Raw genomic sequence first — 25434 nt, forward strand, 5'->3', positions numbered from 1 at the left:
CGCTTTCCTATGGCGAATTAAATTACGGGGTCGCGCCTCAAGAAAACAGAGCGGCAGGGCAGTCCGTTCTTAAAGCCCAGCGCCTCCTAAGCAATAGCTGGATTGGCTGGGAAGCCTACACTGAACTCAACGAGTCAGTGTGGGAGCTGTCACACTCAAACATAGCAACGGCAAGCTGGTAACTCCTAATCAATGATTCTGCGGGAAGTTTCCGGTTTGTCCTAGGGTTTAGAGTCTTCGAGCCCATGACCTTGTCAACAATAGCTCAGGACCAGTAACTAGAGATTGGGCTTGTGCTAACTAGATGTGCAGAAGCTTTTGGGCGGTTAGACTTCTTGGAGAAGATTTTGCCATGAAGTGGGTTGACCCCACTTTTTTTATTGGATTGGTGCCATGACTCATCCCCTGATTCCACAACTAATCGATTTGGCAACGCCATTGGCTCAAGATTTAGGATTAGAGATTGTAGAGGCTCTCTTCCAGACCAACAGACGCCCACCGGTGCTGCGTGTCTATATCCGCAACCCCATCCGTGACACTAGCTTGGATGACTGTGAACGCATGAGTCGTGCTTTAGAAGCTCAGTTAGATGCTAAGGACATCATTTTAGACACCTACGTTTTGGAAATTTCCAGTCCTGGGATCACACAGGACTTAAGCACAGACCGAGAATTCATTTCTTTCAAAGGGTTTGGTGTGATTGTTCAGACATCTGAACCCTATCAGGGGCAGCAAGAGTGGCGCGGGCAGTTAATTCGCCGGGATGAGAGCGGAGTTTATCTCAATCTCAAGGGTCGTGCGTTTGCCATTCCCCGTCAGCTCGTGTCCAGAGTAAAACTGGATGATGGGGGTTAAATTTTTATTGAAGGTTGCTAGGGGTGCAGCACTTGTTAAAGACAATGGCTCGACTATAGATCTACAAGTGCTTCTCCCCTACAAGCTTTAAGGTTGAGGATTGGAGTTGAACTTGATTTACTTTAAATCCCAAGACAATTGCCATGGATAGATTTAAGACGGAGATTTGCTGATGTCAATAGTTAGTTTGCCTGGACTTAAGGCAATGATAGAAGAAATTAGTCAAAGCCACAATTTACCTAGGTCTGCAGTTCAACAGGCATTAAGAGAAGCACTGCTAAAAGGCTATGAGCGCTATCGCCGTTCTCAACGGCTAGACCAACGATTTCATTTTGACGAAGAATATTTTGACAACTTTGAAGTCGATCTTGATATTGAAGAAGAAGGCTTCCGCGTTTTGTCTACCAAAACCATTGTCGAAGAGGTACAAAATAGTGACCATCAAATTTCTCTCAAAGAAGTCCAGGAAGTTGCCTCTGAAGCACAATTGGGAGATTCAGTGGTTTTGGATGTGACTCCAGACCAAGGAGAGTTTGGTCGCATGGCAGCGATTCAAACCAAGCAGGTGCTCTCTCAAAAACTCCGAGACCAACAGCGTAAGCTGATTAAGGAAGAGTTTCAAGACCTAGAAGGAACTGTTCTGCAATCTCGATCACTACGGTTTGAGCAGCAGTCTGTTATTATGGCACTCAGCAGTGGTTTTGGTCGGCCAGAGGTAGAAGCTGAACTGCCCAAACGGGAACAGCTCCCCAATGATAACTATCGCATTAACTCCACCTTTAAGGTTTATCTCAAAAAAGTCCGGGAAGGCCCTCACCGTGGTCCTCAGCTGGTGGTATCCAGAGCGGCGGCTGGTTTAGTGGTCTATCTGTTTGCCAACGAAGTCCCAGAAATAGAAGATGAGGTGGTAAGGATTGTCGCAGTGGCACGGGAAGCTAATCCTCCTTCTCGTCATGTCGGACCAAGGACTAAAATTGCTGTAGATACCCTGGAGCGAGATGTGGATCCGGTGGGAGCTTGCATTGGTGCTAGAGGTTCCCGCATTCAAGTTGTGGTGAATGAATTACGAGGTGAAAAAATCGACGTAATTCGTTGGTCTCCTGATCCATCTACCTATATTGCCAACGCTCTTAGCCCAGCCCAAGTGGATCAGGTGCTACTAGTCAATCCAGAAGAACGTCAAGCTCATGTTTTAGTAGCAGAAGACCAGCTGAGTTTAGCTATAGGCAAAGAAGGACAAAATGTTCGCCTTGCCGCCCGCCTTACGGGTTGGAAGATTGACATTAAAGATGCTGCGCAATACAAAAAAGACACTACCGACATGTCTAAACAGGATACCCTAGAAGAAGAAGATGTCGATAGCAATGAGTTACAGGAAGATTACCAAGAAGGAGTAGAAACACCAGAAAATGTGCTGGATGCTGAGCCAGTGCTTGATTTGAATACTCAAGAAGAAGAATGAGGAATTTTAGGGGTTAACCCTGAGGTGAGGAAAGTTTTGCCAAGGTTGAGAATGGTAATGGTATACAATGATACCCCTAAGCTTGTTGGTTTAGAATGGTAGTGGAGTGTGGGGTTTCGGCTTTGGTCAAGAATTCTTTTACAGTTTTCTTCCAAGCCAATGAGTTATTGAATACTTCCACTTATTGCTGGGTTAGTCTACTCCCCCTACCCCCTACTGCCGGTTGGTGTGGTGATTTTATTCTTGTGTTAGTCATCCCAGTCTCAAGGGTGTGAGGATCTCTACTATAGTTTTTCATCTTCTGCTCACACCACCGGTTAGCCCACATCCGTACCGCCTTCTGGCATTGATTTTTGGTTTCATTGGGTAACTCAATCAGGTAAAACAGGGCGTTTGCCCAATCGCAAACGCCCTACAAGCCTCCATCTACCGTACCCTTTAAAGAAGGAGGACTTTTGAGATTTTCCAAACCGAAAACCCTTATGAAACCAAACTATCGACGTTGTCTTAGCTGCCGGAAAGTAGCACCAAAACAGGAGTTTTGGCGTATTGTCCGAGTCTATCCGTCACGAAAGGTACAATTAGATCAGGGTATGGGTCGTTCAGCTTACTTATGTCCTCAACTGAGTTGCCTAGCGGCGGCTCAAAAGAAAAACCGACTGGGGCGATCACTGCGTGCATCGGTGCCAAAAAATCTGTACGAAACTTTATGGCAGCGTTTAGCTACCATGCCAAGCCAACCCAATTTAGGTAATTAAAGGGTGAATCTAGCAGCAATTTCTTCCATGTATGTTCGTCCGGGGAACATAAGTAATCGTTAGGATACTAAGGAAGTCATTAGTTCTATTGATGCTCTGGTTTCAAAAGGGAGGTGAATTTACTTCGATTATACGCTAGCTACCTTTAAAGGCATACGCGGTGATTAGGCGGTTTAACCGAACCGTCAATTTAAAATGCTGCTTGGCTTTTTTCACAGGAAAGAAGCACGCGATAATAGATAAACTTATCAAACTACCGTTGAGGTGAACACACCAACGAAAAAGCATGGATGGTTGATTATCTGTTGAGCATCGCTTATCTTATCGTTTAAGCTTTCCAATAAAGCTTGATAAAGTAAAAAGTCATTCGAGTAGTTGAGTATGGTTTAACAACACGTAGGTACGACAGGGGAATAGTGCATGAACAGCGGCAAAGTCAGAATTTACGAATTATCACGGGAATTGAATTTGGACAACAAGGAAATTTTGAGCATCTGTGAAGGACTCAATATTGCAGTTAAAAGTCACAGTAGCACGATTACAGAATCGGATGCCCAACGGATTCGCACGACAGCCGAAAAATATTCTGACCAACTAGCAGCTGTAAGCAATAGCGAAGGTGAGTCATCGGCAAATAAAGGTTCTAAGTTAAGCTCTGGTAAATTAGTTCGACGTCCCAAAGGGGAGCGGAAGCAGCAAATTGTGGAGCTTCGTAAGCACAAACGCAGTTCTGGGAATACTTCTAGCCAGAGAAGTAATCAAATGGCAATCCCACCCCAACCTCCCATTAAGCCGACTGCTATACCCCCTCGTCAACCTAGCACTCTCAATCGACCTAAGCAGGTCATTGAACAGGACACCAAGATTAAGCAGGATACTAAACCAGAACTAGCTGCTAAACCAGAACTAGCCGCTAAACCAGAACCAGCCGCTAAACCAGAACTAGCCGCTAAACCAGAACCAGCAGCTAAACCAGAACCAGCAGCTAAACCAGAACCAGCAGCTAAACCAGAACCAGCAGCTAAACCAGAACCAGCAGCTAAACCAGAACTAGCCGCTAAACCAGAACTAGCCGCTAAACCAGAACTAGCCGCTAAACCAGAACTAGCCGCTAAACCAGAACCAGCCGCTAAACCAGAACTAGCCGCTAAACCAGTCCAGAAGATTTCACAGCAGAGTACTGCCTCAGCTAAGATTACAGAAAAACCAAAATTAACTGGACCTCCTGTCAGAGTATCACAATCAAAAAGTCAGCCGGCTAAGGTTGAACGACCGATAAAGTCAAACCAAAAAGGTTCTTCCGGTTCAAAGTCAGTAAAGAGTCCAACTCCTAACAAATCCCCTAACAAATCCCCTGTTATTAATAAACAGTCAACGCCCTCGGAAACATCACCACCAAAGCGTTCTAGTTCACCAAGACCAACCGTTCCTGAACTCCAGCGACCTCCAAAAAGAACCAAACCAGGTCTTGATAAAGACAATTCTCAAGTAGCAGCAATCGATGCTGACTCAACGGGTCTGACAGATGATGGCTCTGATCAAGAGACCAACACCTTAGTCAATGAATCTGAGGAACTGCTCAAGGAGGTCAAGCTCCGGCGACCATCTGTCCCCCGACCTGCTAAGAAAAAAGAGTGGGAGGCAGAAAATGGAGAAGACGAAGACAAAGCCCAGAAGGGTAAATCCGCCAAACTCAAGCGGCGACCTAAAATGATTCTGGATGATGAAGATGATATTGAAACAGAATCAGATCAAATCGATAACAAAATCGATGGTTCATTTTCAGTTAGTCTTTCTCTGGCTCGTCCTCCCAAACCAAAGTCACTACAAAAACAGCAAAGCCAAGCACATACTGCCAGTGTTAACCAAAAGAAGAAGCCTGCTAAAGCCAGTAGTAGCAACAAGTCGGATCAGCGCGATCGCCGTCGTACACAGAAAAGTCAGCCCAAACGCCCAGAACAAATTGTTTTGAGAGACTCACTCACCATTAGAGACCTGGCTAATCAACTTGCTATTGCAGAAACTGACATTGTTAAAATGCTCTTCTTCAAAGGCATAGCTGTGAGTGTTACCCAGACTTTGGATGTTCCTACTGCCACAATGGTAGCTGAGGAAGTGGGAGTCAAGGTCGAGATGGAAGAAGAAGCCTCTGCTGCGACTAAGGTGGAAATGCTGGATGTCCAAGACCTGGAAAACCTCGAGCGGCGTCCACCTGTGGTGACAATTATGGGTCATGTTGACCACGGTAAAACGACTCTACTCGATGCCATTCGTGAAGCAAAAGTGGCTCAAGGAGAAGCCGGTGGAATTACCCAGCATATTGGTGCATACCACGTAGATGTTGAGCATGAGGAGAAAATTCAACAGGTTGTCTTCTTAGACACCCCCGGTCACGAAGCCTTTACAGCCATGCGGGCAAGGGGAACAAAAGTAACCGATATTGCTGTGCTAGTAGTAGCGGCTGATGATGGGGTGCAACCTCAGACCCTTGAAGCCATTAGTCATGCTAGAGCTGCTGAAGTTCCCATGGTCGTTGCTATTAACAAAATTGATAAAGCCGGAGCTCAACCTGATCGGGTTAAGCAAGAATTATCAGAACGGGGCTTGGTTCCAGAAGAATGGGGTGGTGAAACGATCATGGTACCAGTGAGTGCTATCCAAAGGGAAAACTTGGATTCACTGCTGGAGATGATTCTATTGGTCTCAGAGCTAGAAGAACTCTCTGCTAATCCGGATCGACCAGCCAAAGGTACGGTGATTGAAGCTCACCTCGATAAAGCTAGAGGGCCTGTTGCTACCTTCTTAGTGCAAAACGGTACGCTGCGGGTCGGTGATAGCCTGGTTGTTGGTTCAGTTTTCGGTAAGGTCAGAGCCATGCTTGATGACCGAGGACAGCGAGTCGAACAAGCCAGTCCCTCGTTTGCTGTGGAAGTCCTTGGCTTGAGTGATGTTCCAGCTGCTGGTGATGAGTTTGAAGTCTTTGAGAGCGAAAAAGAAGCCCGGGCAGTTGCTGGTGAAAGAGCTCAACAGCAACGTCAATCTCGCCTGCAAACTCGCATGAAATCAAGGCGAGTTACCCTCACTGAATTATCAGCCCAGGCTCAAGAAGGTGAACTCAAGGAACTCAACTTGATTTTGAAGGCAGACGTTCAAGGCTCGGTGGAAGCTATTCTGGGATCCCTCGAACAGCTGCCCCAAAATGAAGTGCAAATTCGAGTTCTACTGGCTGCCCCTGGGGAAGTCACCGAAACGGATGTGGACTTAGCGGCTGCTAGTGGTGCAGTTATTGTTGGCTTTAACACTACCTTAGCTCCTGGTGCTCGACCAGCAGCTGAACAGGAAGGGGTAGATGTGCGGGAATACAACATCATCTACAAACTCCTGGATGATGTTCAAGGTGCTATGGAAGGTCTGTTAGAGCCAGAAGAGGTAGAAGAACCATTGGGTGAAGTAGAAGTTCGAGCTGTCTTCCCAGTGGGTCGTGGTGCCGTTGCGGGTTGCTATGTACTCTCAGGCAAAGCCGTGCGCAATTGCCGTTTACGAGTGCGGCGTGGTGGCAAAGTTATCTACGAAGGAGTTTTGGATTCCCTCAAGCGTGTTAAGGATGATGTCAAGGAAGTCAATGCTGGCTACGAATGTGGTATGGGTGTTGATAAATTCAACGACTGGGCGGAAAAAGATATCATTGAAACCTATCAGATGGTAACCAAGCGACGGACTCTCTCCCTGAAGTAGGGCTGAGGGGTGTTCTTACCCAGGCATCCATTGCCGGGTAGGTTGTTTTGTTTAAGGTTGAAGGTTAAAGGTTATTGAGACGAGTTGCTCTGTGGCAAGCTTGCAATTGTCAAGGTTCCATCCAAAGCAACTTTTAACCTGTTAACCGATAACCTCCAACCCTAACCCTGCCAAATTGTAAGTATTAAGTGTTGCTAAAAGCACAATCCTAAAAAAGCAGATAGGATAGTGTACAGGTAAGCTTAATAGTTTACCACTTAAGCATGACCCAACTAGATTCATCTGTATTAAATTTTGGTAAGGTGCATATGGCAAGCTTCGTTAAATCCGAATCCGGACCATTAGATCACGACACTCAAGTTTGGGACAGTCTTAAACAAGCCATAGCCGCTAGTTCAGGATTCCAACGCTGGCAAATGGAACATCCCTTGGGTGAACAATTTCAGGATTATAGTCTTGATAGCCGAGTACGTCGTTACTTACGTGAAACTCTAGAAATGCTTGCCTACTGAAATCCTTAGGGTTTCCTGTCAACGGTCAACGGTCAACGGTCAAAGGCGGCTGGACGAAAGACAAATGAGGAAGGATAATTAGCATTGCTGCTGATTTTGGACTTGACATGGCCTTTGAATATCCTGATGACCTGAAATACCTTGATAGCCACGAATATGTACGGCTTGATGGAGAAATTGCCACTATTGGTATTACCGCCTTTGCCATTGACCAACTGGGTGACTTAGTTCTTCTGGAACTCCCAGAAATTGACGACACTATCGAGAAGGGTAACAAAGAAAATGACAAAAGCTTTGGTACCATTGAATCGGTCAAGGCAGTTTCGGATCTATATTCCCCGGTATCGGGTACGGTGGTAGAAAGAAATGAGGAGATGATCGAGGCTCCTGAACAGATTGCAGAAGACCCCTATGGTGAAGGCTGGTTAATTAAAGTGCGGCTGAATGACCCTGATAACCCACTGGAGGGTGTCCTTTCTGCTGAGGAGTACCGTGCCAAAGTCGAGGCAGAGTAGATTATAAATTGGGTTTAACAGCAAGTAACTTAAGATACAGCTATAGCGAAGGTTCTGTAAAAAGCTGATAAATAGGGTTGTCATCACTACACCCAGCTGTGTAAAGTTGTGTATCTAGAATCAATCTAGCAACACCCCTAGCTTGTCAAATGCTAGGTTTTCATATTGTATATTTAGAACTAAAGCAATTTAGTTCTAAATCGCTTTAGTTATAAATCCGGGCTTTGTGTATCTATAGATTTACAGATTTACCAACTTAGGGGGTCACAGCCCTCAAAAGTGACCCCCGCCTTCGCTGCTTAATTCACAAATTGATTTACTATGCAGAATTTGGATATCCAGGATCAAAAAAATAGAGCAAATACTCAGTCGTTGCTGAAATCTGACCCCAATCTTTCCGCATCACAAAAAATACCATCTACCGATGCTTTTGTCAATCGACACATAGGTCCAAATCCAGATGCAATCGAGCAAATGCTCAAGGTCCTGGGTATATCCACTATAGATAGCCTGATTGAGCAAACTGTACCCGCCGCTATTTGGCTTAATCAACCTCTGCAGTTACCAGCAGCACAAAGCGAGTATGCTGCCCTGGCTCAGCTAAAAGAAATTGCCTCTAAGAATCAAGTCTTCCGGTCTTTCATTGGCATGGGATATTACGACTGCATTACCCCACCTGTAATTCAACGGAATATCCTAGAAAATCCTGGTTGGTACACGGCTTACACCCCTTACCAAGCAGAAATTGCTCAGGGGCGACTCGAAGCACTACTCAATTTCCAGACAATGATTATAGACTTGACTGGTCTGGAAATTGCTAATGCTTCCTTGTTGGATGAAGGAACAGCAGCAGCGGAAGCTATGAGCATGAGCTATGGTCTGTGTAAGACGAAAGCCAAACACTTCTTTGTTTCCCAAACCTGTCATCCCCAAACTATCGCAGTGGTACAAACCAGGGCTAGACCTTTGGGAATTGAGGTGATTGTTGGTGACCACCGCACTTTTGAATTTGACGAAGAGATTTTTGGAGCTCTGCTTCAGTACCCAGCAACGGATGGCACCATATACGATTATCGGGAATTTATTGATAAGGCTCATGGTGCTAAAGCCTTAGTAACTGTGGCAGCTGACATTCTAAGCCTTGCCCTGCTTACACCCCCTGGAGAATTTGGTGCTGATATTGCTATAGGTTGCACCCAGCGCTTCGGTGTTCCCCTAGGATATGGGGGACCTCATGCAGCTTATTTTGCTACTCGGGCAGCTTATAAACGGCAAGTACCAGGACGTATCGTTGGTGTATCAAAAGATGCTAATGGTAAACCAGCACTGCGCTTGGCACTGCAAACCCGTGAACAACATATCCGTCGTGACAAAGCTACGAGCAATATTTGTACTGCCCAAGTGCTGTTGGCGGTGATAGCTTCAATGTATGCAGTTTATCATGGGCGAGAGGGAATCAAACGTATTGCCGAGAGAATTCATCAATTAACGGTTATCCTGGCGGAGGGACTGAAACGCTTAGGTTACAGTATTAGCTCAGAACCGTTTTTTGATACCTTGCGCGTAGAATTAAGCGATCGCTCTGTGTCCGGAATTATCGAAGCAGCTGAAGCACGTCAAATTAACCTACGTATTATTGATTCAACTACTATCGGGATTTCCCTGGATGAGACAACGACGGCTGGGGATTTAGTAGACTTGTGGGAAATTTTTGCAAGTTTAGGGGAACCCAGCAGTGCATCCCTACTCTTTACTGTGGAAGAGTTGGCGGCTGAGGTAACAACTAAGGTGACAGCTGATTTTAATCAACCATTTGCTCGCCGTAGTACCTACTTAACCAACCCAGTATTCAACCGCTATCACTCAGAAACAGAGTTACTGCGCTATTTGCACCGCCTGGAAAGTAAGGATTTGGCTCTAAACACCTCCATGATTCCTCTGGGTTCGTGTACCATGAAGCTGAATGCCACTGCTGAGATGATGCCAGTGACATGGCCGGAATTTGGCAAGATTCATCCGTTTGCTCCCCTGTCCCAAACTCACGGATATCAAATTATATTCCAGCAGCTGGAAGAATGGTTAGCAGAAATTACTGGCTTTGCTGGCATTTCTCTTCAACCTAATGCTGGTTCCCAAGGGGAATATGCAGGATTACTCACTATTTGTAAGTACCATCAAAACCGGGGAGAAGGCGATCGCAATATCTGTCTAATTCCTACTTCTGCCCATGGCACCAATCCCGCCAGTGCGGTGATGGCTGGCTTAAAGGTGGTGGCTGTTGCTTGTGATGAGATGGGCAACATTGATTTAGATGATTTGAGGAAGAAGGCCGAGCACCATAGCCAAAACCTAGCTGCTCTGATGGTGACTTATCCCTCTACCCATGGTGTGTTTGAAGAAGAGATTAAAGATATCTGTGCCATTGTCCACAACCATGGGGGGCAGGTTTATATGGATGGGGCGAATATGAATGCCCAAGTGGGATTGTGCCGTCCGGGGGACTTTGGGGCGGATGTGTGTCACCTGAACCTGCACAAAACCTTCTGTATTCCCCACGGTGGGGGTGGACCTGGCATGGGACCAATTGGGGTGATGCCTCACTTAGTACCATTCCTGCCCAAAACCTTACAGTCTCAACCTTCCACTTTATCTATTGGTGCAATTTCTGCTGCACCCTGGGGAAGTGCCAGCATTCTACCGATTTCCTGGATGTATATTGCCATGATGGGGAGTGCGGGGTTAACTGAGGCGACTAAGGTGGCTATTCTTAATGCTAATTACATGGCTAAGCGGTTAGACCCTTACTATCCTGTTCTGTACAAGGGGAACAATGGATTAGTAGCTCATGAGTGTATTGTGGATTTGCGATCGCTTAAAAAGTCTGCGGGCATCGAAGTGGATGATATTGCCAAACGCCTGATGGATTATGGTTTCCATGCTCCAACAGTATCCTGGCCTGTAGCGGGGACAGTGATGGTGGAACCTACTGAAAGTGAGTCGAAGGAGGAACTCGACCGTTTCTGTGATGCCATGATTGCCATCCGCCAGGAAATTCAAGCGATTGAATCGGGTCAAGTAGACCAAAGGGACAATCAGCTGAAGAATGCTCCCCATACTGCAGAAGCCTTGATAGTCAGTGAATGGACTCATCCCTATACCCGTGAAGAAGCTGCATATCCTGCATCTTGGTTAAGGGAACACAAGTTTTGGCCTGTGGCAGGGCGCATAGATAATGCCTTTGGGGATAGGAATTTGGTTTGTTCTTGTGAGGGAATGGAGGCGTATATCTAAGTCCAGAGTCAATGGTCGAGTGTGGGGAGATGGTGAGGCAGCGGGGTATTGGAGCTTTCCCCCACTCGCGCTTTGCTGTGGTTCCCCCCACTCGCGCTTTGCATCAAGACAACAGGTAATCATTTTGTTGATTTGTTGAGAGCTGAGCACTGATGGCTGACTGCTGAGAGCTGACCGCTAACCGCTAAATGCTCACACTCTTCAAAAATAACGTTTCTAAGCACGATGACGAATCACTCCCGGTAACTGGCGCAGCACATCATTTTTATATCGAGCGAATTTTTTAATGGCATCTTGATTGACAATATTCTTTTTAGGAAGATTAACAGTAATCGTTTCTTCCATTTGCCATGGATCAAAGTTTTCCCAGTTTTCAAAGTAGGCTTGCAAGTACAGCCAATAGGCTAGATCGAGCTGAGCATCGTATACAATCAGAATACATGGCATTGGTTCTTTTAACCATGGCTCTATGTCTGAGCGTCCTAGGGGAAAGCCGATTGTTTCTTGATCAGCGGCTAGCATGCTCAGAAAATCGGTTGCCTTTAGCTTGACGTAAATTTTACCATTTTCAAGTTCACAATTGGCATCATAGGTAAAGATAATTAGGTCAAACCCATAAGTGTACTCAAGCTCAACTCGTTCTACTGAGTAACCACATAAGAATACATATCGTTCCACATAATTGATACTGAGATCAGCAATAATTTGTTCTCTCGGTCGTTTTTTTGACGTCATTGACCGGAAGCTATAGAAATGGTTTACTCTATAGCTTACAGCAGTTTTCAATTGGGTCAGTACTTTCGTTCTGGGTTTTAGGGAGCAGGGAGTAGGGAGCACCGAGTAGGGAGTAGGGAGTAGGGAGTAGGGAGTAGGAAAAAATCCTGTGTACCTGTGTACTGTGTACCTGCATCGCTAAATAAAAGCGATCGCTTATCCCCGTAGACAAGCGATCGCTTTTATTATTCAGAGATTATCCAATGAAAAATCCGATTTAACTACCAGCTAGGACAAAATCCACTTCATCAGCTCCGTCAGTTTGATCTTGACCAGAGGTAATTTGTTCCCCATTCACTTCAACAGCGAAGGGTGTGCTGTCTAAATTGATATTGTAATCCGTTGCGTCAGCAGTGTATCCCACACTAGCTACCATCTTACGACCCTCATCGGTATAGATGAATGCCAACATTTGGTTTTTTTCTTTCTGATTGTCGTAAGCCCAAATGACCATATATTGTTGGTCTTGATAGTCGAATACTTTAGGCGCACGAGTGGGGACATAACGACCAGGAGCTCCAAAGCTAACATCCAAGAAGTTTTGCACAGAACTGTCTTGTACGATAGCGTAGGCAACTTCTTCGGGAGAGGTAGCTTCTGCGTCACCTTCACTTTCGTCCCTCTCTTCTTCCTTATCACGGTTGCGGAAATAATCCACAGCCACTTTAGTTCCGACCGCACCGACTGCTGCTATACCAGCACCCATTAGTATGTTGCGCAGTTTACTCATGTGTTGTTATGGTCTATGACTATCAACGAATTATACTATAGCAGTTCTCAATTCCATAGTGTTTACAGATTCTGGATCACAAAGGGTTTGATAGCACTACTACTCCACTTATTCTTGAGTTTCTCAACTATAAATGGCCGAATTACAAACTTAGGGGGCACACCGTTATGTACATCAATCCGTAGGAACGTATGAGGAGAGCGGGCTGTTCTGCCTTTACCTTTGCGTCCGATAAATAAAAGCGATCGCGCCACCATTTGAACATAACCGCTCTGACTAATTTCCATCACTTCAACCTCATCTTTGCGCTGACCCCGCAAACTAGCACCACTTCCGCCACAAACTAGCCAATTTAAATTGGAGTCAGCATGTTTAGTATCAAGGGTACGCAAATGCTCAAAGCAATGGGCGTGTCCACTTAAGATTAAATCTACCAGTGGCCGTTTTTCCGCTAGGGAACCAATAGCAGCAGCCACCTGATCCAATACTTGGCGTAAATGGCCACGAACTGCGATCGCATCTGGCTGCTCCCATCGGCTTGTTTCCGTTGAATAGGGAGAGTGATGAAGATAGATCACTCGTCCCCTTACCTGAGGATCATGCCAAGAATCAATTAACCGTTGCTGTAACCAATCTAGTTGCTCTCGGTCAGGAGCAGCCTTAGGTTTAGAAGAAGAGTCAGAACTACAAAAGGTATTGGAATCAAGGCCAAAAAAGTCAAGCCCGCCATATCTAAAGGTATAGTAGCGATTGGGTAGGCGGGTAAAGTGACCAGGTTGGTAGCGCAGGCATCTTCCGGTTTCGGTCTTGGCCGTATAGTGTTGGTTGAGATACTCAGCTAAATTACTCCGCTTGTGATGCTGACTCAAGCAATCAAGAAAAGCGTGAGCATAGGCTTTGCCTTGGTAAGAACTCTCCCAACCTAGGGTCAACCCTAACTGAGATTTTAACCAACGGCGTAGAGGTAAACTTAACTGAGCAAATAATCTGGGCAGAAACGTCAGGTCATAGTAATCATGATTTCCTGGTACAGGTAAAATCGGGTGATTAAAGACTAGTCGAGTAGTGTCAGTTTTATTGACAGGACTCCTAACACCAAAAACCTCTTGGTAGAATTGAATAAATTTCTCCAAATAAAACTCACCCGACCCAAATGGATAAACCAGATCCCCTGTGTGTAAGGTGAAGCGACAAGTATCGATGTGGTCAAGTAATTGTTGAGCTATTTGTGCTTGCAGCTTCCGTCCGTATTCCGTGTCTGAATCCGTATCCCCAAGAACTAGAAACGAAAAGTCTGGACGTTCATTGTGACCATCATCAAGGACTAACTGAGTTTGGTCAATTCCCTGATTGATAATCCCAGGATTACCCCAGCATAAGCACTGGTTGATTGTAGCGATTTTAGTAGCAATAGATGGGTCATATAGCATGTTTAAAATAGGTGAGGTAGATTTGGAATTTTAGGGAGTAGGGAGTAGGGAGTAGGGAACAGGGAACAGGGAGTAGGGAACAGGGAACAGGGAACAGGTAATAGGTAATAGGTAATAGGTAATAGGTAATAAAAAAAATACTGTGTACATGATAGCTATTAAAAAAACCTGTGACTGGTAATAAATAATAACTTATTTGGATGCAAACAAAAATTTTTATTGTTACCTATATTTTTTTATATAACTGATAAATATTACAAATATTTTATGAACAAAATTGCTGATTTTTAATAACAAAAAAAATCCTCCAAGCTCTTTGCTACTGCTCCCTGGTCTCTACTCCCTACTCCCTGCTCCCTGCTCCGAAGTCCCTGCTCCCTACTCCCTACTCCCGATTCCCGATTCCCGATTCCCGATTCCCGATTCCCGATTCCCTATTCCCTTTTACTTGAACAATGTCGATGTCAGGTTCTCTTCCTCCTCCCAATCCTGTTCTTTGTGATTGCTTCCGTAACCAGATTTGTAGTACTCGTAAAGGCCAAGATATTCATCTTTAACACCATTAGCAACAATCCCTAAAACTTTAATTTGAGACAGTTTCAGATTCTCAAGAGCTTGGGTCAGAGCAGAACGATCTGTTTTCCCAACGCGAGTTACCAGAATCAACCCATCAGTACGAGGAGTAAGCAAGCTAGTGTCCGCTAATCCCAAAACTGAGGGAGTATCATAAATCACCAGGTCAAACGTTTCGTGGAAACCTGCCATCAATTGTGCCATTTTCTGGGAAGAGATCAGCTTGGTAGGATCTGAGGGAAGTTGACCTGCGGTTAGGACTGATAAGCCAGCTACAGGTAAATTGTCCTCAATTACGTCTGAAGGGGATAGGGTTTGTAAAATTAAATTGCTTAATCCACACTGGTTGGGTAACTCCAATCTTGGATGAACTTGGGGTTTACGCATATCTGCATCCACTAATAACACCTTTTTTCCCATGGCTGCGGCTGTTTGAGCCAGGAAAACCGCAATGGTTGACTTCCCATCTCTAGGCAGAGCTGAACTGATTGTCAGAGAACGGATTGGGCGGTCTGAACTCAGTAATTGAATATTGGTATTGAGTATTCGTAGAGCTTCCAAAAAGTGTGAGGATTGGGAGTAACCATCATAGATGTAAGGCGTTGATTTTTGCTTCAAAGCTGGTATTAGCCACGTAAAAGGTTTAGACAATAAACCTCCTACTTTGGCTAGGGAGTTATTACTTGGCGTTGCTGCTATTTGTTTATTAATGGGGATATTCCCTAACAAATGGAGTTTGGTTTGCTGTTTTAGTTCCAGGGCAGTGTGATAAACGTTATCTAATTTTTCCAAAATCAAAGCCACACCAATGCCTACAGCAAGACTAGCTACAGCTCCCAAGGTTATACTACGTTGAATATTAGGAGAGATGGGAGCCACTGGCCGAACTGGAGCTTCAATTACTTCCCAAGGAATCTCAGTTTGGGCGGCTTCGATTTGCAACGTTTCCCAGGTAGCCCGAAAACGGTTTAACCCTTCAGTAGCAAGTTGTATTTCTAGCTGTAAGTCGCTATATTGTCTGGTTAAAGCAGGTATTTGTTGATCCTGTTGTTTTAGCTGTTGTTCGGCAACTAATAAGGTTTGACGTTGGGTTTCAAGCCTTTGCACTTCAGTTACAGCTTCTGCTAACTTGGCTCCTAAAATTCGCTCTGCTTCTTGCTCTAGGATCGGCAGGAGGTTTTGCCGTTGATTTTGCAGAAGTCGAATCGCCGTGCTTTGTGGTTGGAAGCGAGTTAATTCTTCAGCAATTTGCGTTTCCACCTCTCTTAACTGACCAATAATTTGCTGATATAGTGGAGCTTCACTAAGAGCGGCCACAGCTCCAGTTTCTTCTTGTAGAGAACTAAGATTGAAGCGGCTTTTAGCTAATTGTTGTTCAAGGGCTAAGTTTTCCTCCTTCAAGGCGGTCATTTGAGACGTTATTTGTGCAGCTTTAATCTCTGGGTCAGTGAACTGATATCGCTGTCGAAAGGCTTGTAATTGGTTTTGCAGTTGATTTACTCTGGCTTGTAAGGATGGTAACTGGTTTTCAATGAATTGAATCCCTTGGCGTAAGTTTGTCTGGCGCTCGTTCAGGGAGTAGTTCAGGTAGACTTTGGCTAATTGGTCTAAAATAGTGAGGATCAGATCCGGATCGTTTCCCTGGTAGCTGATTTCCAAGATCTTAGTTTTCCCTAAGCGAGTAATTTTTAAATTGCCAATTAGGGAATTATAACTAATTTCAGGATAGTTTTTTTGGACTTCTGCGAGCACTACTTCCATTAGCTCAGGACTACGCAGGACTTGAATTTGGGTTTGGTAGTCTAAACTAGATTTAATGTTTTGGTTCCCTAAACCAGGCGTTAAATTGCCTAAGTCATTTTCAGCATTAACAGGCTCTACTAAAATCCGAAATTTGCTTTGGTAACTTGGCTCTTCATTTAAACTTCTCGGGATGACGAAGGATATCCCTGTCACTGTTACCCCTACAATGACTACTCCTCGCCGTCGCGCTAGCGCAAACCAAGGCCCTAAATCCCACTTACTGTCTTCTGGTTCTAACGACTGTGACCCTTGAGGTAAAGGGGGAAAGCTACCGTTACTACTTGGAACTGGGGGAGGAGAGGGAGAAAAGTTATGAACCATTGAGTTTCGCTTCCAATTTAATCAGGGGGATCCTAGAACAGTTGACTACACAAGAGTTGGTTGGTACCGGTTATACTGAGATATGGCACCTTCAATTAAAAGCTCTAAAATTTATAATTCAGCAGTCATTATTCAGGATTAATAATAAATTATTTTTAATTGTTTTATTATCAAGTAATTTAAATTTATATATAGATAAATATAATTTAAAACAAGGAACGTAAAGGATTTAATATTTTTAAAATTGGTTCTAAAATATTAGAGATAGTATCAGTTATTTTGGTATAACTGGAGCGACCAGCAATGATAATATCGTTCTGGGATAGCAGAGGGTTAGTTTGGGGATCAATTCCTTGTTTAAAATTGACTTCTATTTCCCTTCGGGTTAGGCTACCATCAGGATTAAAACGAATTAGCTCCACAATTTTTTCTGCTCGCTCATTAAATCCACCCACAGAAAGCAAAGCTTCATTAAGAGTGGTATTAGATGGCATTGCGACTGTTCCTGGTTGTTTCACTTCTCCAGCAACATTGACCCGAATTACATCTGGAGAAAGGTTAGTCGAGGCAATTTGAGCAGCTTCTACGGCGGTAATTTCTGTGGCAGTAGGAATAATTACTGTGTCTCCCTTTTGCAAGGCCAAATCTTGACTGAGGTCGCCATCTTGTAATAATTTCCAGAGGTTAATGTTAATCAGCTGTTCTGTGCCATCGCGAGTGGGGCGACGCACTTGAATTTCCCGCACGTTAGCTGAGGGTTTAATGCCTCCGGCGGTTTGAATCGCTTGACTAACTGTCGGGCGACTAGTGCCGTTTTGTCCTCCTTCTAGGCGGTAAGCGCCTGGTCGAAATACTTCCCCTACCACAGCAACATCAGATATTTCCTCAGTGCTAGCTAGGTTAGATGCTGCTAGTTGAGCGGTTTTGGCTAAGTCCACCTCAGTGGTGGTGGGAATCTTAATTACATCCCCATCCCGCAAAATCAGGTTTTGACTCAAATCACCTGCTTGCAGCAGTTGTGAGAGATTGACGGTAATAGTCTGGGTGATACCAGAAGGTTGAGTACGCCGAATTTCGACTCGCTCTAAATCCGCCGATTGGGTCATGCCCCCAGCAAGCTGAACCGCTTGAGCGAGACTGGGAAACTGAGCATTATTGACAAAAGGTAAAACGTAGGAGCCTGGTTGTTTAATTTCCCCAGAAATAGCGATTTGTAACGGGCGGGGTTGTAGTAAACTAACCGTGATGGCAGGAGAGCGCAATTCCGATTGATATTGAGTTGCGATCGCGATTTCGGCTTCTTCTAAGGTCATGCCGTCAACGCTCAGTTTCCCGACTAAGGGCAACTTGATAGAGCCATCTACACCAACCTGTTGTTCGCCACTAAATTCTGGCATCTTGAAAATAGTAATTAGAATCAAATCACCTGCACCAAGGGTATAGGTCTGGTCTATAACAGGGCTAACGGGCTCTACAGCAGGTACAGGAGTGGTAACATCAGTTGGATAGGGGGATGGTAGTGTCTGGGTAGGTTTACCAAAGGTCGGCAGAGGTACGATTTCTGTGGACTGACCTTGGGACGATGGTAGTGTCTGGGTAGGTTGCTCAAAGGTCGGCAGAGGTACGATTTCTGTGGACTGACCTTGGGACGGTGTTGGTCTAGATTGAGCAATAGTCGATTGAGCAATAGTCGATTGAGCAATAGTCGGAGCAGGTAGAATCTCCCTCAGCTGTTCACCATTAGGCAGTAATTCCCTGAATGTAACCATAGCTAAGTTCCCAGAAGCAGCTAAGTTGGCATGGGCAAGGATAATCTCAGGATGATCCTCTACTTGATTAGACCTCTGGAACAATAGACCTTTTGCAAAAGTATTTTTCTGATACTGTTCTTGATGGAATAGCGAGTGGGGAGGAGCTGTGTTGGTCACCTGCGCCCGCACCTTGTAAACCCCTTGGGAACCCTCTTTGGCCGACTGCATCGCTTTTCGTGAATTCTTGTTCACTGTTGCCTGTTCCGAGATCCGCTGTTCCCTCTTCTGAAAGAAGTCTAATGAACCTTTAACCCAAGTTACCTCTGAGCTAAAGGTTAATTTCCCCGGAGATCTATTGGTATTGTTGGCATTTGCTACCACCTCCGATTTCGTTTGTTTGTCCACCTTAGCTATCCCTGGAGCTGGTATTTCAGATTGTGCTGTCACTAATTCTGGAGTGGGAGCACCTGGCAAGGGGAAGGAACTTTGGCTAACTGGGGTAAACGTGGAAATCATCTGAGCTCGGGGTTTTTTCGGTACCTTCACTGGAGCTGCATCGACTGTAAAGACAATTTCGGGATGATCCTCTGCTTGATTAGACATCTGGTAAAACGAGCCATTAACCCAAGTCACCTCTGAGCTAAAGGTTAATTTCCCCAGAGGTCTATTGGTATTGTTGGCATTTGCTCCTAACTCCGATTTCTTTTGTTTCTCGACCTTAGCTATTGGGGAAATCATCTCAGCTCGCGGTGTTTTCGGTACCTTCACTGGAGCTGCATCGACTGTTTCAAATCGCATTGTGAGCAAATCACCGCCAACGGAGCGAGCAACAATTCGATCAATCGGTAGTGTTTTAACTATCTCTGGCGGAATAACGGTTGCAGCAGGAAGGGATGGTTGAATCTTTGCAAAGTTTTTTGGGCTAACGGTTTGTCGGCTGAGCCCTGGTAGGGTTGGCTGTGAATTACTTTGGTTTAACTGAGATTGGGTAAGGGAAAACTTTGGCTTAGCAAACGTTTGTGGGAAAGTATTGGCTTTTGAATCTTGGGGATTGGTATCCTTTTTTCCTTGATGGAAGGAACTGACCTTTCTTGATTGATCAGTACAAAGCAGTTGGACAATAGGACTATCAAGGGAAAACTTGGGATTAGCAAAGGTTTTTGGGAAAGTATTGGCTTTTGAATCTTGGGGATTGGTATCCTTTTTTCCTTGATGGTAGGAACTGACATTTATTGATTGATCAGCACAAAGTAGTTTGACAATAGGACTATCTTTATAATTCCAATTGTTACTCAGCCCAAACCCTAAAGAATAGCTAACGGCGGCTGACATGGGAATCAGTACTAAGGCTCTAAGCATAAGATTATTTTATGGACTTCAACAAACTCCAATTTTTGGACTAAGCACCTCGGTAATTCTATCAGTAAGGTTTATCGAGCAACAGAAAATTTGCTGATTAGACAGTAAAGTAAGTTATCTAAAACCAGTTAGAGCTTCGGTTAGGTTAACAACGTTAACCTAACTTTGGTTAGTTTTGTCTGGGTAGTAATGTAGAGCTGTTACCAATAGCTTTTGAAAGTTCAACAGGACTTATAGTTACTACATATAGTTAAAGAGTCACTACGGGGAGAGGCTGAGGGTAACTGTCACGGACCTAAGTTAATGCACCTCTATCCTTAATACTGGTCTTAGTGTAGTTATCAGGATTATTCCCTACAGGATTCTTTTCCTGCAATCATTGATGACCCTGCCCCGATGATAGCATTGCTAAGACGTTAAAGTGACGGTTCTTTTGTTAATAAGTAATTATACTTGATTATAGCAGTTTGACCTTGGGTAAGTTACCTCGTCCTGGGTTAATGGGATTAGGGAACAGGGATTAGGGAGTAGGGAACAGGGATTAGGGAACAGGGATTAGGGAACAGGGATTAGGGAACAGGGATTAGGGAATAGGGAAAAAATTCTGTGTACCTGATTACTATGATAAACGCTATATTTCTAAAATAGTCTCTAAATCTTGGCCAAGAAATATAATACCAATTATTCGTGCTCACACCGCTACACATCAATTTCATCTCCCCATCTCCCCATCTTCCCATCTGCATCTTTATTCCACCTTTGAAGAATTGGTCTAATTTGCAGGGAAGTGATCGGTAAAATTTAAACGTATCATTAATTTTAGGCTTATAATTCGGTACAAAAGTGAAGGTAATCGTGAATTTAATACTTCATATTTACCTGATTTTTAAGGATGATTACGGATTGAAAAAATTAAGTCTGTTTTAACCACGAATGGATATCGAGTGCTGTCAAAGTGGCTTTTCATTCTATTATACCTATCTTTAACCTCTGATTATTAATATTTTTAGTGATGGAATAATTTAAATTAATCCTGAGATTATCGCTAAGCTTAGTATAAAGGATAGGATAACCCAAGGGAGCATATTATTCATCAGCTAAGAGAATAAACTCTATTCCTACAGTTACTAAATAATCGGCTCCGACTAATTAACAGGTTTTGAGTTAATCTTATCTTAATTAATCATTTTTTGATTTGGTAGCACCAACACTTGCGTATTAATAATATAATTAATGGTATTTTAAGTAAAATAATATATTTTTATTTGAAATAATCCTGAAAACTTTGTTGATTTTAGTAGGAATAAGTGGCTAATAAAATATAGCATATTATTCATCAGCTAAGAGAATAAACTCTATTCCTACAGTCACTACATAAACGGCTCCGAGTAATTAACAGGTTTTGATTGCATCTTACCTTAATTACTGAATCTTTTGCCTGGGAGTGCACTACACTCTGGTAATTACGACCGCCGTAATAAATATTGCTGGTGCAGGTGACGGATCTGGTTTTGTTTTGGATCTTAGTAGATCCAGACGATTCAACAGCTTATGGAAAATCTAGATGCTTGTATGCCTTCTAATTGTGGAAATTTCCCAAGTTTATTAGAGCAAGCAAATCAGCTTGCAAAAAAATTAGAGGCTTCTCGAATACGAGCGTCTAGAGGTAATCCTGGTTCTCAGATGTAGTAATTCTTATGCTATTACACCATGGTTTCCCCTGGATATTATGTACTTGCTTTCATTATCGCGGCTTTAATTGTTTTCAAGACTATTCCTTTAGTTAAAGCGGCTGCCATCAACTATCAGTATACTGATTTACCAGCCGAGCGTAAAGTGCATCGACAACCGATGGTGCGTTTAGGGGGAATTTCTATTTGTGCTGGCACCTTACTTGCTCTATTTTTAGTATGGAGTCTAGGAGGGTTGGCTGATTTTCCCCCTGACGTTTATTCAGAGGTTTGGGCAGTTGTTCTCGGCAGTTTCTGCTTTTTCTTGATTGGCGTCACCGACGACTTGGTGAGTTTATCGCCCTTAATGCGCTTGTTACTGCAAGCAGGAGTTGCTAGTGTCGCTTGGGAAATGGGGTTGCGGATTAGCGTTGTCAGTCTTCCAGGAGTGGAAATAGTACATTTAGGATGGCTCAGCTTACCCCTGACGGTGCTCTGGCTGACAGGGGTTGTCAACGCCATAAATTGGATTGATGGACTGGATGGCTTGGCTTCAGGAGTAGCTGGTATTGCTGGGGTGATGATTTTCCTCCTCAGTTTGTTTATGGGCGAAACCGAGGCCGCACTAATTAGTGCGGCATTAGTGGGGAGTTTATTAGGATTTTTGTACTACAACTTCAATCCAGCCCAAATTTTTATGGGAGATGGTGGCTCCTACTTCATCGGTTTCACTATCGCTAGTTTAAGTGTGATGGGATTGGTTAAGGATGCCGTAGCTACCACAGTCCTCTTACCCTTGCTGGTCTTGGCAGTACCCCTTTTAGACATGTCTGCTGTGATTACCCTGAGATTATGTCACGGCAGCTCACCTTTCCAGGCCGATCAACGCCATCTCCATCATCGTTTGTTAAAGGCAGGTTTGTCTCATCGAGTAACGGTGTTACTGATTTACGCCCTAACGTTATGGGTTGGCAGTTTAGCTCTAGTGTGTGTTGAGGTTCCTCGCAGTCCGCTAATTATAGGTAGCACAACGATTTTACTGGGATTGATGATTTGGAGAGCATGGGAGTCTGTTCATGGCTCTTTAACTGATGAGGAAGTAGGAAGTCCTGAGTAGGGAGTGGGGAATCGGGAGTCGGGAGTCGGGAGTCGGGAGTCGGGAGTAGGGAGCAGTGCGACCCCGCGCTTTTTCAAAGCTAAGCGTGAACGCGCACTCCCTGGGAGTCGGGAAAAAATTCTTTGTACCTGATCAGTACAAGAATTGCTACAAATCTTATTACATCTGAATTTTAAGCATGGCTGGGGAGATGGCCATCTGGCCATCTCCCCATACTCCGCGCGCCATCTCCGCGCGCTCACTCCTTTCCCACTCGCTTCTTACTCCCCTCCTTCCTCCCTCTCTCCCCACACTTCCCACACCTCCCACACTCCCCACCCTCCTCTTGCCTCTGGCTGCATCTGCTAAAAGCTGTTTGACCTGGTGGTGCTTCAGGGACGGATTATCCTAAGCTACCCAGAAAATCAGGGCTCGCCCGTCCCTGAAGCACCACTAGCAACTCTTGCCTGTTCCCAATTCCCTACGGTGCGTTTGACCCGTAATTAAATTCGCCACGGGTCGCACCGCTCCCGATTCCCAATTCCCGATTCCCGATTCCCGATTCCCTACTCCCGATTCCCTGCTCCCTAAAACAAAAGTACTTCAACCAACTCAAAAGACTATAGGTGGACTTATGGTTCTAATTAAACAACCAAAAACATCGAAACATATGAAAGGCTGCTTACCAACAACAACAGTTAGTGAGCAGTCTCTGCGGCTGTCTGTACTAACTCAGTTTTTTCCTCCTGACTATGCTGCTACTGGCCAGTTAATCCAAGAGTTGGTGATGCAATTGGGCAAAAAAGGCATAGATATTAAGGTGTTTACTGGGCAACCAGGCTATGCTTTTGGGACGGCCACTGCACCAATGTATGAAAAGTTGGGAAAAGTACAAATTAAGCGATCGCGTGCGTCTCAACTTTGGCCTCAGCGCATTCGTGGCAAGGCTATGAATGGCTTAATTTTTGCTGTGCGAGCGTTCTTGCACTTAGTTAAAAACTATCGTCGTCGTAATTTGGTGTTATTAACGACTGCGCCACCGTTTTTTCCTGTGGTTGCCTACCTGGCTCGTAAGATTTTTGGGATGCGCTATGTTTGCCTAATTTACGATTTTTATCCAGACATTGCTGTAGAATTAGGAGTGATTGGTCACAATCATCCCTTAGCTCGATTTTGGAGAGGTCTTAATCGTCTGGTTTGGCGTAAAGCGGAGGCAATTATTGTCCTCAGTTCAGCCATGAAGCAACGAGTAATAGATACCTGTCCTAAATTGGCTAACAAGGTGGCAGTGATTCACAGTTGGGCTAACCCAGATGTGATTGTGCCACTGCCCAAGCCAGATAACTGGTTTGCCCAAAAGCACAACTTAGTTAATAAATTCACGGTGCTTTACTCTGGTAATATGGGGCGCTGCCATGATATCGACACCATTCTTGAGACTGCTAAATTACTAAAAGACGAACCGATTCAGTTTGTCTGTATTGGTAGTGGCGCGAAGCGAGAGACGTTAATCGAGGACGTGAAGCGCTTAGGCTTAACTAACTTTCTGTTTTTGCCCTACCAAGACAAAGAGGTGCTGCCCTACTCCTTAACCGCTTGCGATCTCTCGTTAGTCAGTGTGATTCCTGGTATGGAAACCTTAGTGGCTCCTAGCAAACTCTACTCTGCGTTAGCTGCTGGGGTTCCCGTGGCGGTAATTTGCTCTCGGGAAGCCTACTTAACTGAGCTGATCGCCAAAGCTAAGTGCGGTGCCAGCTTCGTGAATGAAGACAGCCAAGGTCTGGCTGACTATATCCGCTCTCTGGCGGCTAATCAGGAGTTAGTCAAGTCCCTAGGTCAGGCTGGTCGTGAGTATTTATTAGAGAATTTTACTCCTGAAGTCATTGCTAAACAGTATGATCAGGTTCTTTGTGAAGCGTTGAGTGGGGAGTAGGGAGTCGGGAGTCGGGAGTCGGGAGTCGGGAGTAGGGAGTAGGGAGTAGGGAGTAGGGAGTAAGGAGTAGGGGGCGTTGCTTAATAATGGAATGATTTTAAGAGTGAGGTGGAATGGGCATCTTGTGGAATGGGCATCTTGCCCGTTACAATTTTCGGGCGGGCAGGATGCCCACTCTACTCCTATTCAGCGCGAAGACTGACGCAACGCTCCCTATTCCCTGCTCCCTACTCCCTGCTCCCTACTCCCTGCTCCCTACTCCCTGTTCCCTACTGCCTATGACATTGACTTATGGGCTGTTTTTTGATAGTATTATTTACAGGGATTATGGTTTAATAAAATTCAATTAAAGATTAAACAATTTTATCTCAATAATTATATTAATTATCTTTATAATTAGGTATTTGGCTGATCCTTTTAAGCCAAAGGTCAGAATTAATAAGGTCTTAAAGGCAATCAGCGCCAGTAAAGACTTTACCTCATAGGTATAATCAATGCTATATTCCAGCAATTTAGTAAATTGTCCTGAAAGCTCTAGGTTACTAAGAATACAGAATTAGTGCCTAAATAATCAGCACTTATTCAACGATTTATTTTTATGTTTTTTTAAGGAAATTATCGGATAATTTAACCAAGTTATGACATCAATTATTCCAGAACTTTTTTTTAAAAAATTACTCAATTGTCCTGATAAATATAGATTATTAAGAATAACGAATTGGGGGTTAACTACTAAGGTTTGATTGACTGATTTGTTTAGGAAATAATCGTAAAATATCAGCTATCAGCTATCAGCTATTAACTATCAGCTATCAGCTATCAGCTATTAACTATCAGCTATCAGCTATCAGCTATTAACTATCAGC

At 44.3% G+C, this 25434-nt stretch carries 20 protein-coding genes; 12 read left to right on the forward strand and 8 right to left on the reverse strand.

The window, feature by feature from the left end; genetic code table 11:
• The first annotated feature begins 393 nt into the window (after positions 1 to 393).
• The 7 genes from rimP to gcvP all read left to right on the forward strand — a co-directional run bounded on the left by rimP (position 394) and on the right by gcvP (position 11128).
• Positions 394 to 855: a ribosome maturation factor RimP gene (gene rimP / locus F6K57_RS18940; RefSeq protein WP_070395891.1), complete on the forward strand. Its 462-nt coding sequence runs from the start codon at positions 394 to 396 to the stop codon at positions 853 to 855.
• Positions 856 to 1027: 172 nt separating this feature from the next.
• Positions 1028 to 2317, forward strand: coding sequence for a transcription termination factor NusA (gene nusA, locus F6K57_RS18945; RefSeq protein WP_293017772.1), 1290 nt, complete (start codon positions 1028 to 1030; stop codon positions 2315 to 2317).
• Positions 2318 to 2799: 482 nt separating this feature from the next.
• Positions 2800 to 3075 (forward strand): YlxR family protein, encoded by a 276-nt coding sequence (locus F6K57_RS18950; protein ID WP_293017770.1) that lies wholly within the window; start codon positions 2800 to 2802, stop codon positions 3073 to 3075.
• 420 nt (positions 3076 to 3495) lie between these two features.
• Positions 3496 to 6810, forward strand: coding sequence for a translation initiation factor IF-2 (gene infB, locus F6K57_RS18955; RefSeq protein WP_293069906.1), 3315 nt, complete (start codon positions 3496 to 3498; stop codon positions 6808 to 6810).
• Positions 6811 to 7118: 308 nt separating this feature from the next.
• Positions 7119 to 7322, forward strand: coding sequence for a hypothetical protein (locus tag F6K57_RS18960; protein ID WP_293017890.1), 204 nt, complete (start codon positions 7119 to 7121; stop codon positions 7320 to 7322).
• 107 nt (positions 7323 to 7429) lie between these two features.
• Positions 7430 to 7837, forward strand: a complete 408-nt coding sequence (gene gcvH, locus F6K57_RS18965; protein WP_293017766.1) for a glycine cleavage system protein GcvH — start codon at positions 7430 to 7432, stop codon at positions 7835 to 7837.
• A 321-nt stretch (positions 7838 to 8158) separates the two neighbouring features.
• Complete coding sequence (gene gcvP / locus F6K57_RS18970) at positions 8159 to 11128, forward strand: aminomethyl-transferring glycine dehydrogenase (protein WP_293069908.1); 2970 nt, start codon at positions 8159 to 8161, stop codon at positions 11126 to 11128.
• 216 nt (positions 11129 to 11344) lie between these two features.
• On the opposite strand, the gene F6K57_RS18975 is transcribed toward gcvP, so the two are convergent.
• The 4 genes from F6K57_RS18975 to F6K57_RS18990 form a co-directional block, all read right to left on the reverse strand.
• Complete coding sequence (locus tag F6K57_RS18975; RefSeq protein ID WP_293069910.1) at positions 11345 to 11863, reverse strand: DUF4365 domain-containing protein; 519 nt, start codon at positions 11861 to 11863, stop codon at positions 11345 to 11347.
• Positions 11864 to 11891: 28 nt separating this feature from the next.
• Positions 11892 to 12074, reverse strand: coding sequence for a hypothetical protein (locus tag F6K57_RS18980; protein ID WP_293017760.1), 183 nt, complete (start codon positions 12072 to 12074; stop codon positions 11892 to 11894).
• Between the two features lie 45 nt (positions 12075 to 12119).
• Positions 12120 to 12608 carry a hypothetical protein gene (locus F6K57_RS18985; RefSeq protein WP_364303499.1) on the reverse strand — a complete coding sequence of 163 codons (489 nt, stop codon included), beginning with the start codon at positions 12606 to 12608 and terminating at the stop codon, positions 12120 to 12122.
• An 86-nt stretch (positions 12609 to 12694) separates the two neighbouring features.
• Positions 12695 to 14062 (reverse strand): metallophosphoesterase, encoded by a 1368-nt coding sequence (locus F6K57_RS18990; RefSeq protein ID WP_293069912.1) that lies wholly within the window; start codon positions 14060 to 14062, stop codon positions 12695 to 12697.
• Positions 14063 to 14339: 277 nt separating this feature from the next.
• Here F6K57_RS18990 and F6K57_RS18995 point away from each other — a divergent pair, with 277 nt between their 5' ends.
• Positions 14340 to 14564, forward strand: a complete 225-nt coding sequence (locus F6K57_RS18995) for a hypothetical protein (RefSeq protein ID WP_293069914.1) — start codon at positions 14340 to 14342, stop codon at positions 14562 to 14564.
• On the opposite strand, the gene F6K57_RS19000 is transcribed toward F6K57_RS18995, so the two are convergent.
• The 3 genes from F6K57_RS19000 to F6K57_RS19010 all read right to left on the reverse strand — a co-directional run bounded on the left by F6K57_RS19000 (position 14507) and on the right by F6K57_RS19010 (position 20609).
• Positions 14507 to 16759: a polysaccharide biosynthesis tyrosine autokinase gene (locus tag F6K57_RS19000; protein ID WP_293069916.1), complete on the reverse strand. Its 2253-nt coding sequence runs from the start codon at positions 16757 to 16759 to the stop codon at positions 14507 to 14509. The two genes, F6K57_RS18995 and F6K57_RS19000, sit on opposite strands and share 58 nt — an antisense overlap.
• 206 nt (positions 16760 to 16965) lie before the next feature.
• Complete coding sequence (locus F6K57_RS19005) at positions 16966 to 19869, reverse strand: SLBB domain-containing protein (protein ID WP_293069918.1); 2904 nt, start codon at positions 19867 to 19869, stop codon at positions 16966 to 16968.
• A gap of 569 nt (positions 19870 to 20438) precedes the next feature.
• Entirely contained in the window at positions 20439 to 20609 is a 171-nt protein-coding gene (locus tag F6K57_RS19010; protein WP_293069920.1) for a hypothetical protein, read from the reverse strand.
• A gap of 970 nt (positions 20610 to 21579) precedes the next feature.
• Here F6K57_RS19010 and F6K57_RS19015 point away from each other — a divergent pair.
• Positions 21580 to 22656: an MraY family glycosyltransferase gene (locus F6K57_RS19015; RefSeq protein WP_293069921.1), complete on the forward strand. Its 1077-nt coding sequence runs from the start codon at positions 21580 to 21582 to the stop codon at positions 22654 to 22656.
• Here the strand turns inward: F6K57_RS19015 and F6K57_RS19020 are convergent.
• Positions 22614 to 22862 carry a hypothetical protein gene (locus F6K57_RS19020; RefSeq protein ID WP_293017750.1) on the reverse strand — a complete coding sequence of 83 codons (249 nt, stop codon included), beginning with the start codon at positions 22860 to 22862 and terminating at the stop codon, positions 22614 to 22616. The genes F6K57_RS19015 and F6K57_RS19020 overlap by 43 nt on opposite strands.
• A 157-nt stretch (positions 22863 to 23019) precedes the next feature.
• Here F6K57_RS19020 and F6K57_RS19025 point away from each other — a divergent pair, with 157 nt between their 5' ends.
• The 3 genes from F6K57_RS19025 (at position 23020) to F6K57_RS19035 (ending at position 24850) form a co-directional block, all read left to right on the forward strand.
• Positions 23020 to 23142, forward strand: a complete 123-nt coding sequence (locus F6K57_RS19025) for a hypothetical protein (RefSeq protein WP_293069923.1) — start codon at positions 23020 to 23022, stop codon at positions 23140 to 23142.
• 127 nt (positions 23143 to 23269) lie between these two features.
• Complete coding sequence (locus F6K57_RS19030; protein ID WP_293069925.1) at positions 23270 to 24568, forward strand: glycosyltransferase family 4 protein; 1299 nt, start codon at positions 23270 to 23272, stop codon at positions 24566 to 24568.
• A 108-nt stretch (positions 24569 to 24676) separates the two neighbouring features.
• Positions 24677 to 24850: a hypothetical protein gene (locus F6K57_RS19035; RefSeq protein WP_293017746.1), complete on the forward strand. Its 174-nt coding sequence runs from the start codon at positions 24677 to 24679 to the stop codon at positions 24848 to 24850.
• The last annotated feature ends 584 nt before the right edge of the window (positions 24851 to 25434 follow it).

Origin of the sequence: Moorena sp. SIO4A5 (assembly GCF_010672005.1) — a bacterium.
Classification (GTDB): Bacteria; Cyanobacteriota; Cyanobacteriia; order Cyanobacteriales; family Coleofasciculaceae; genus Moorena.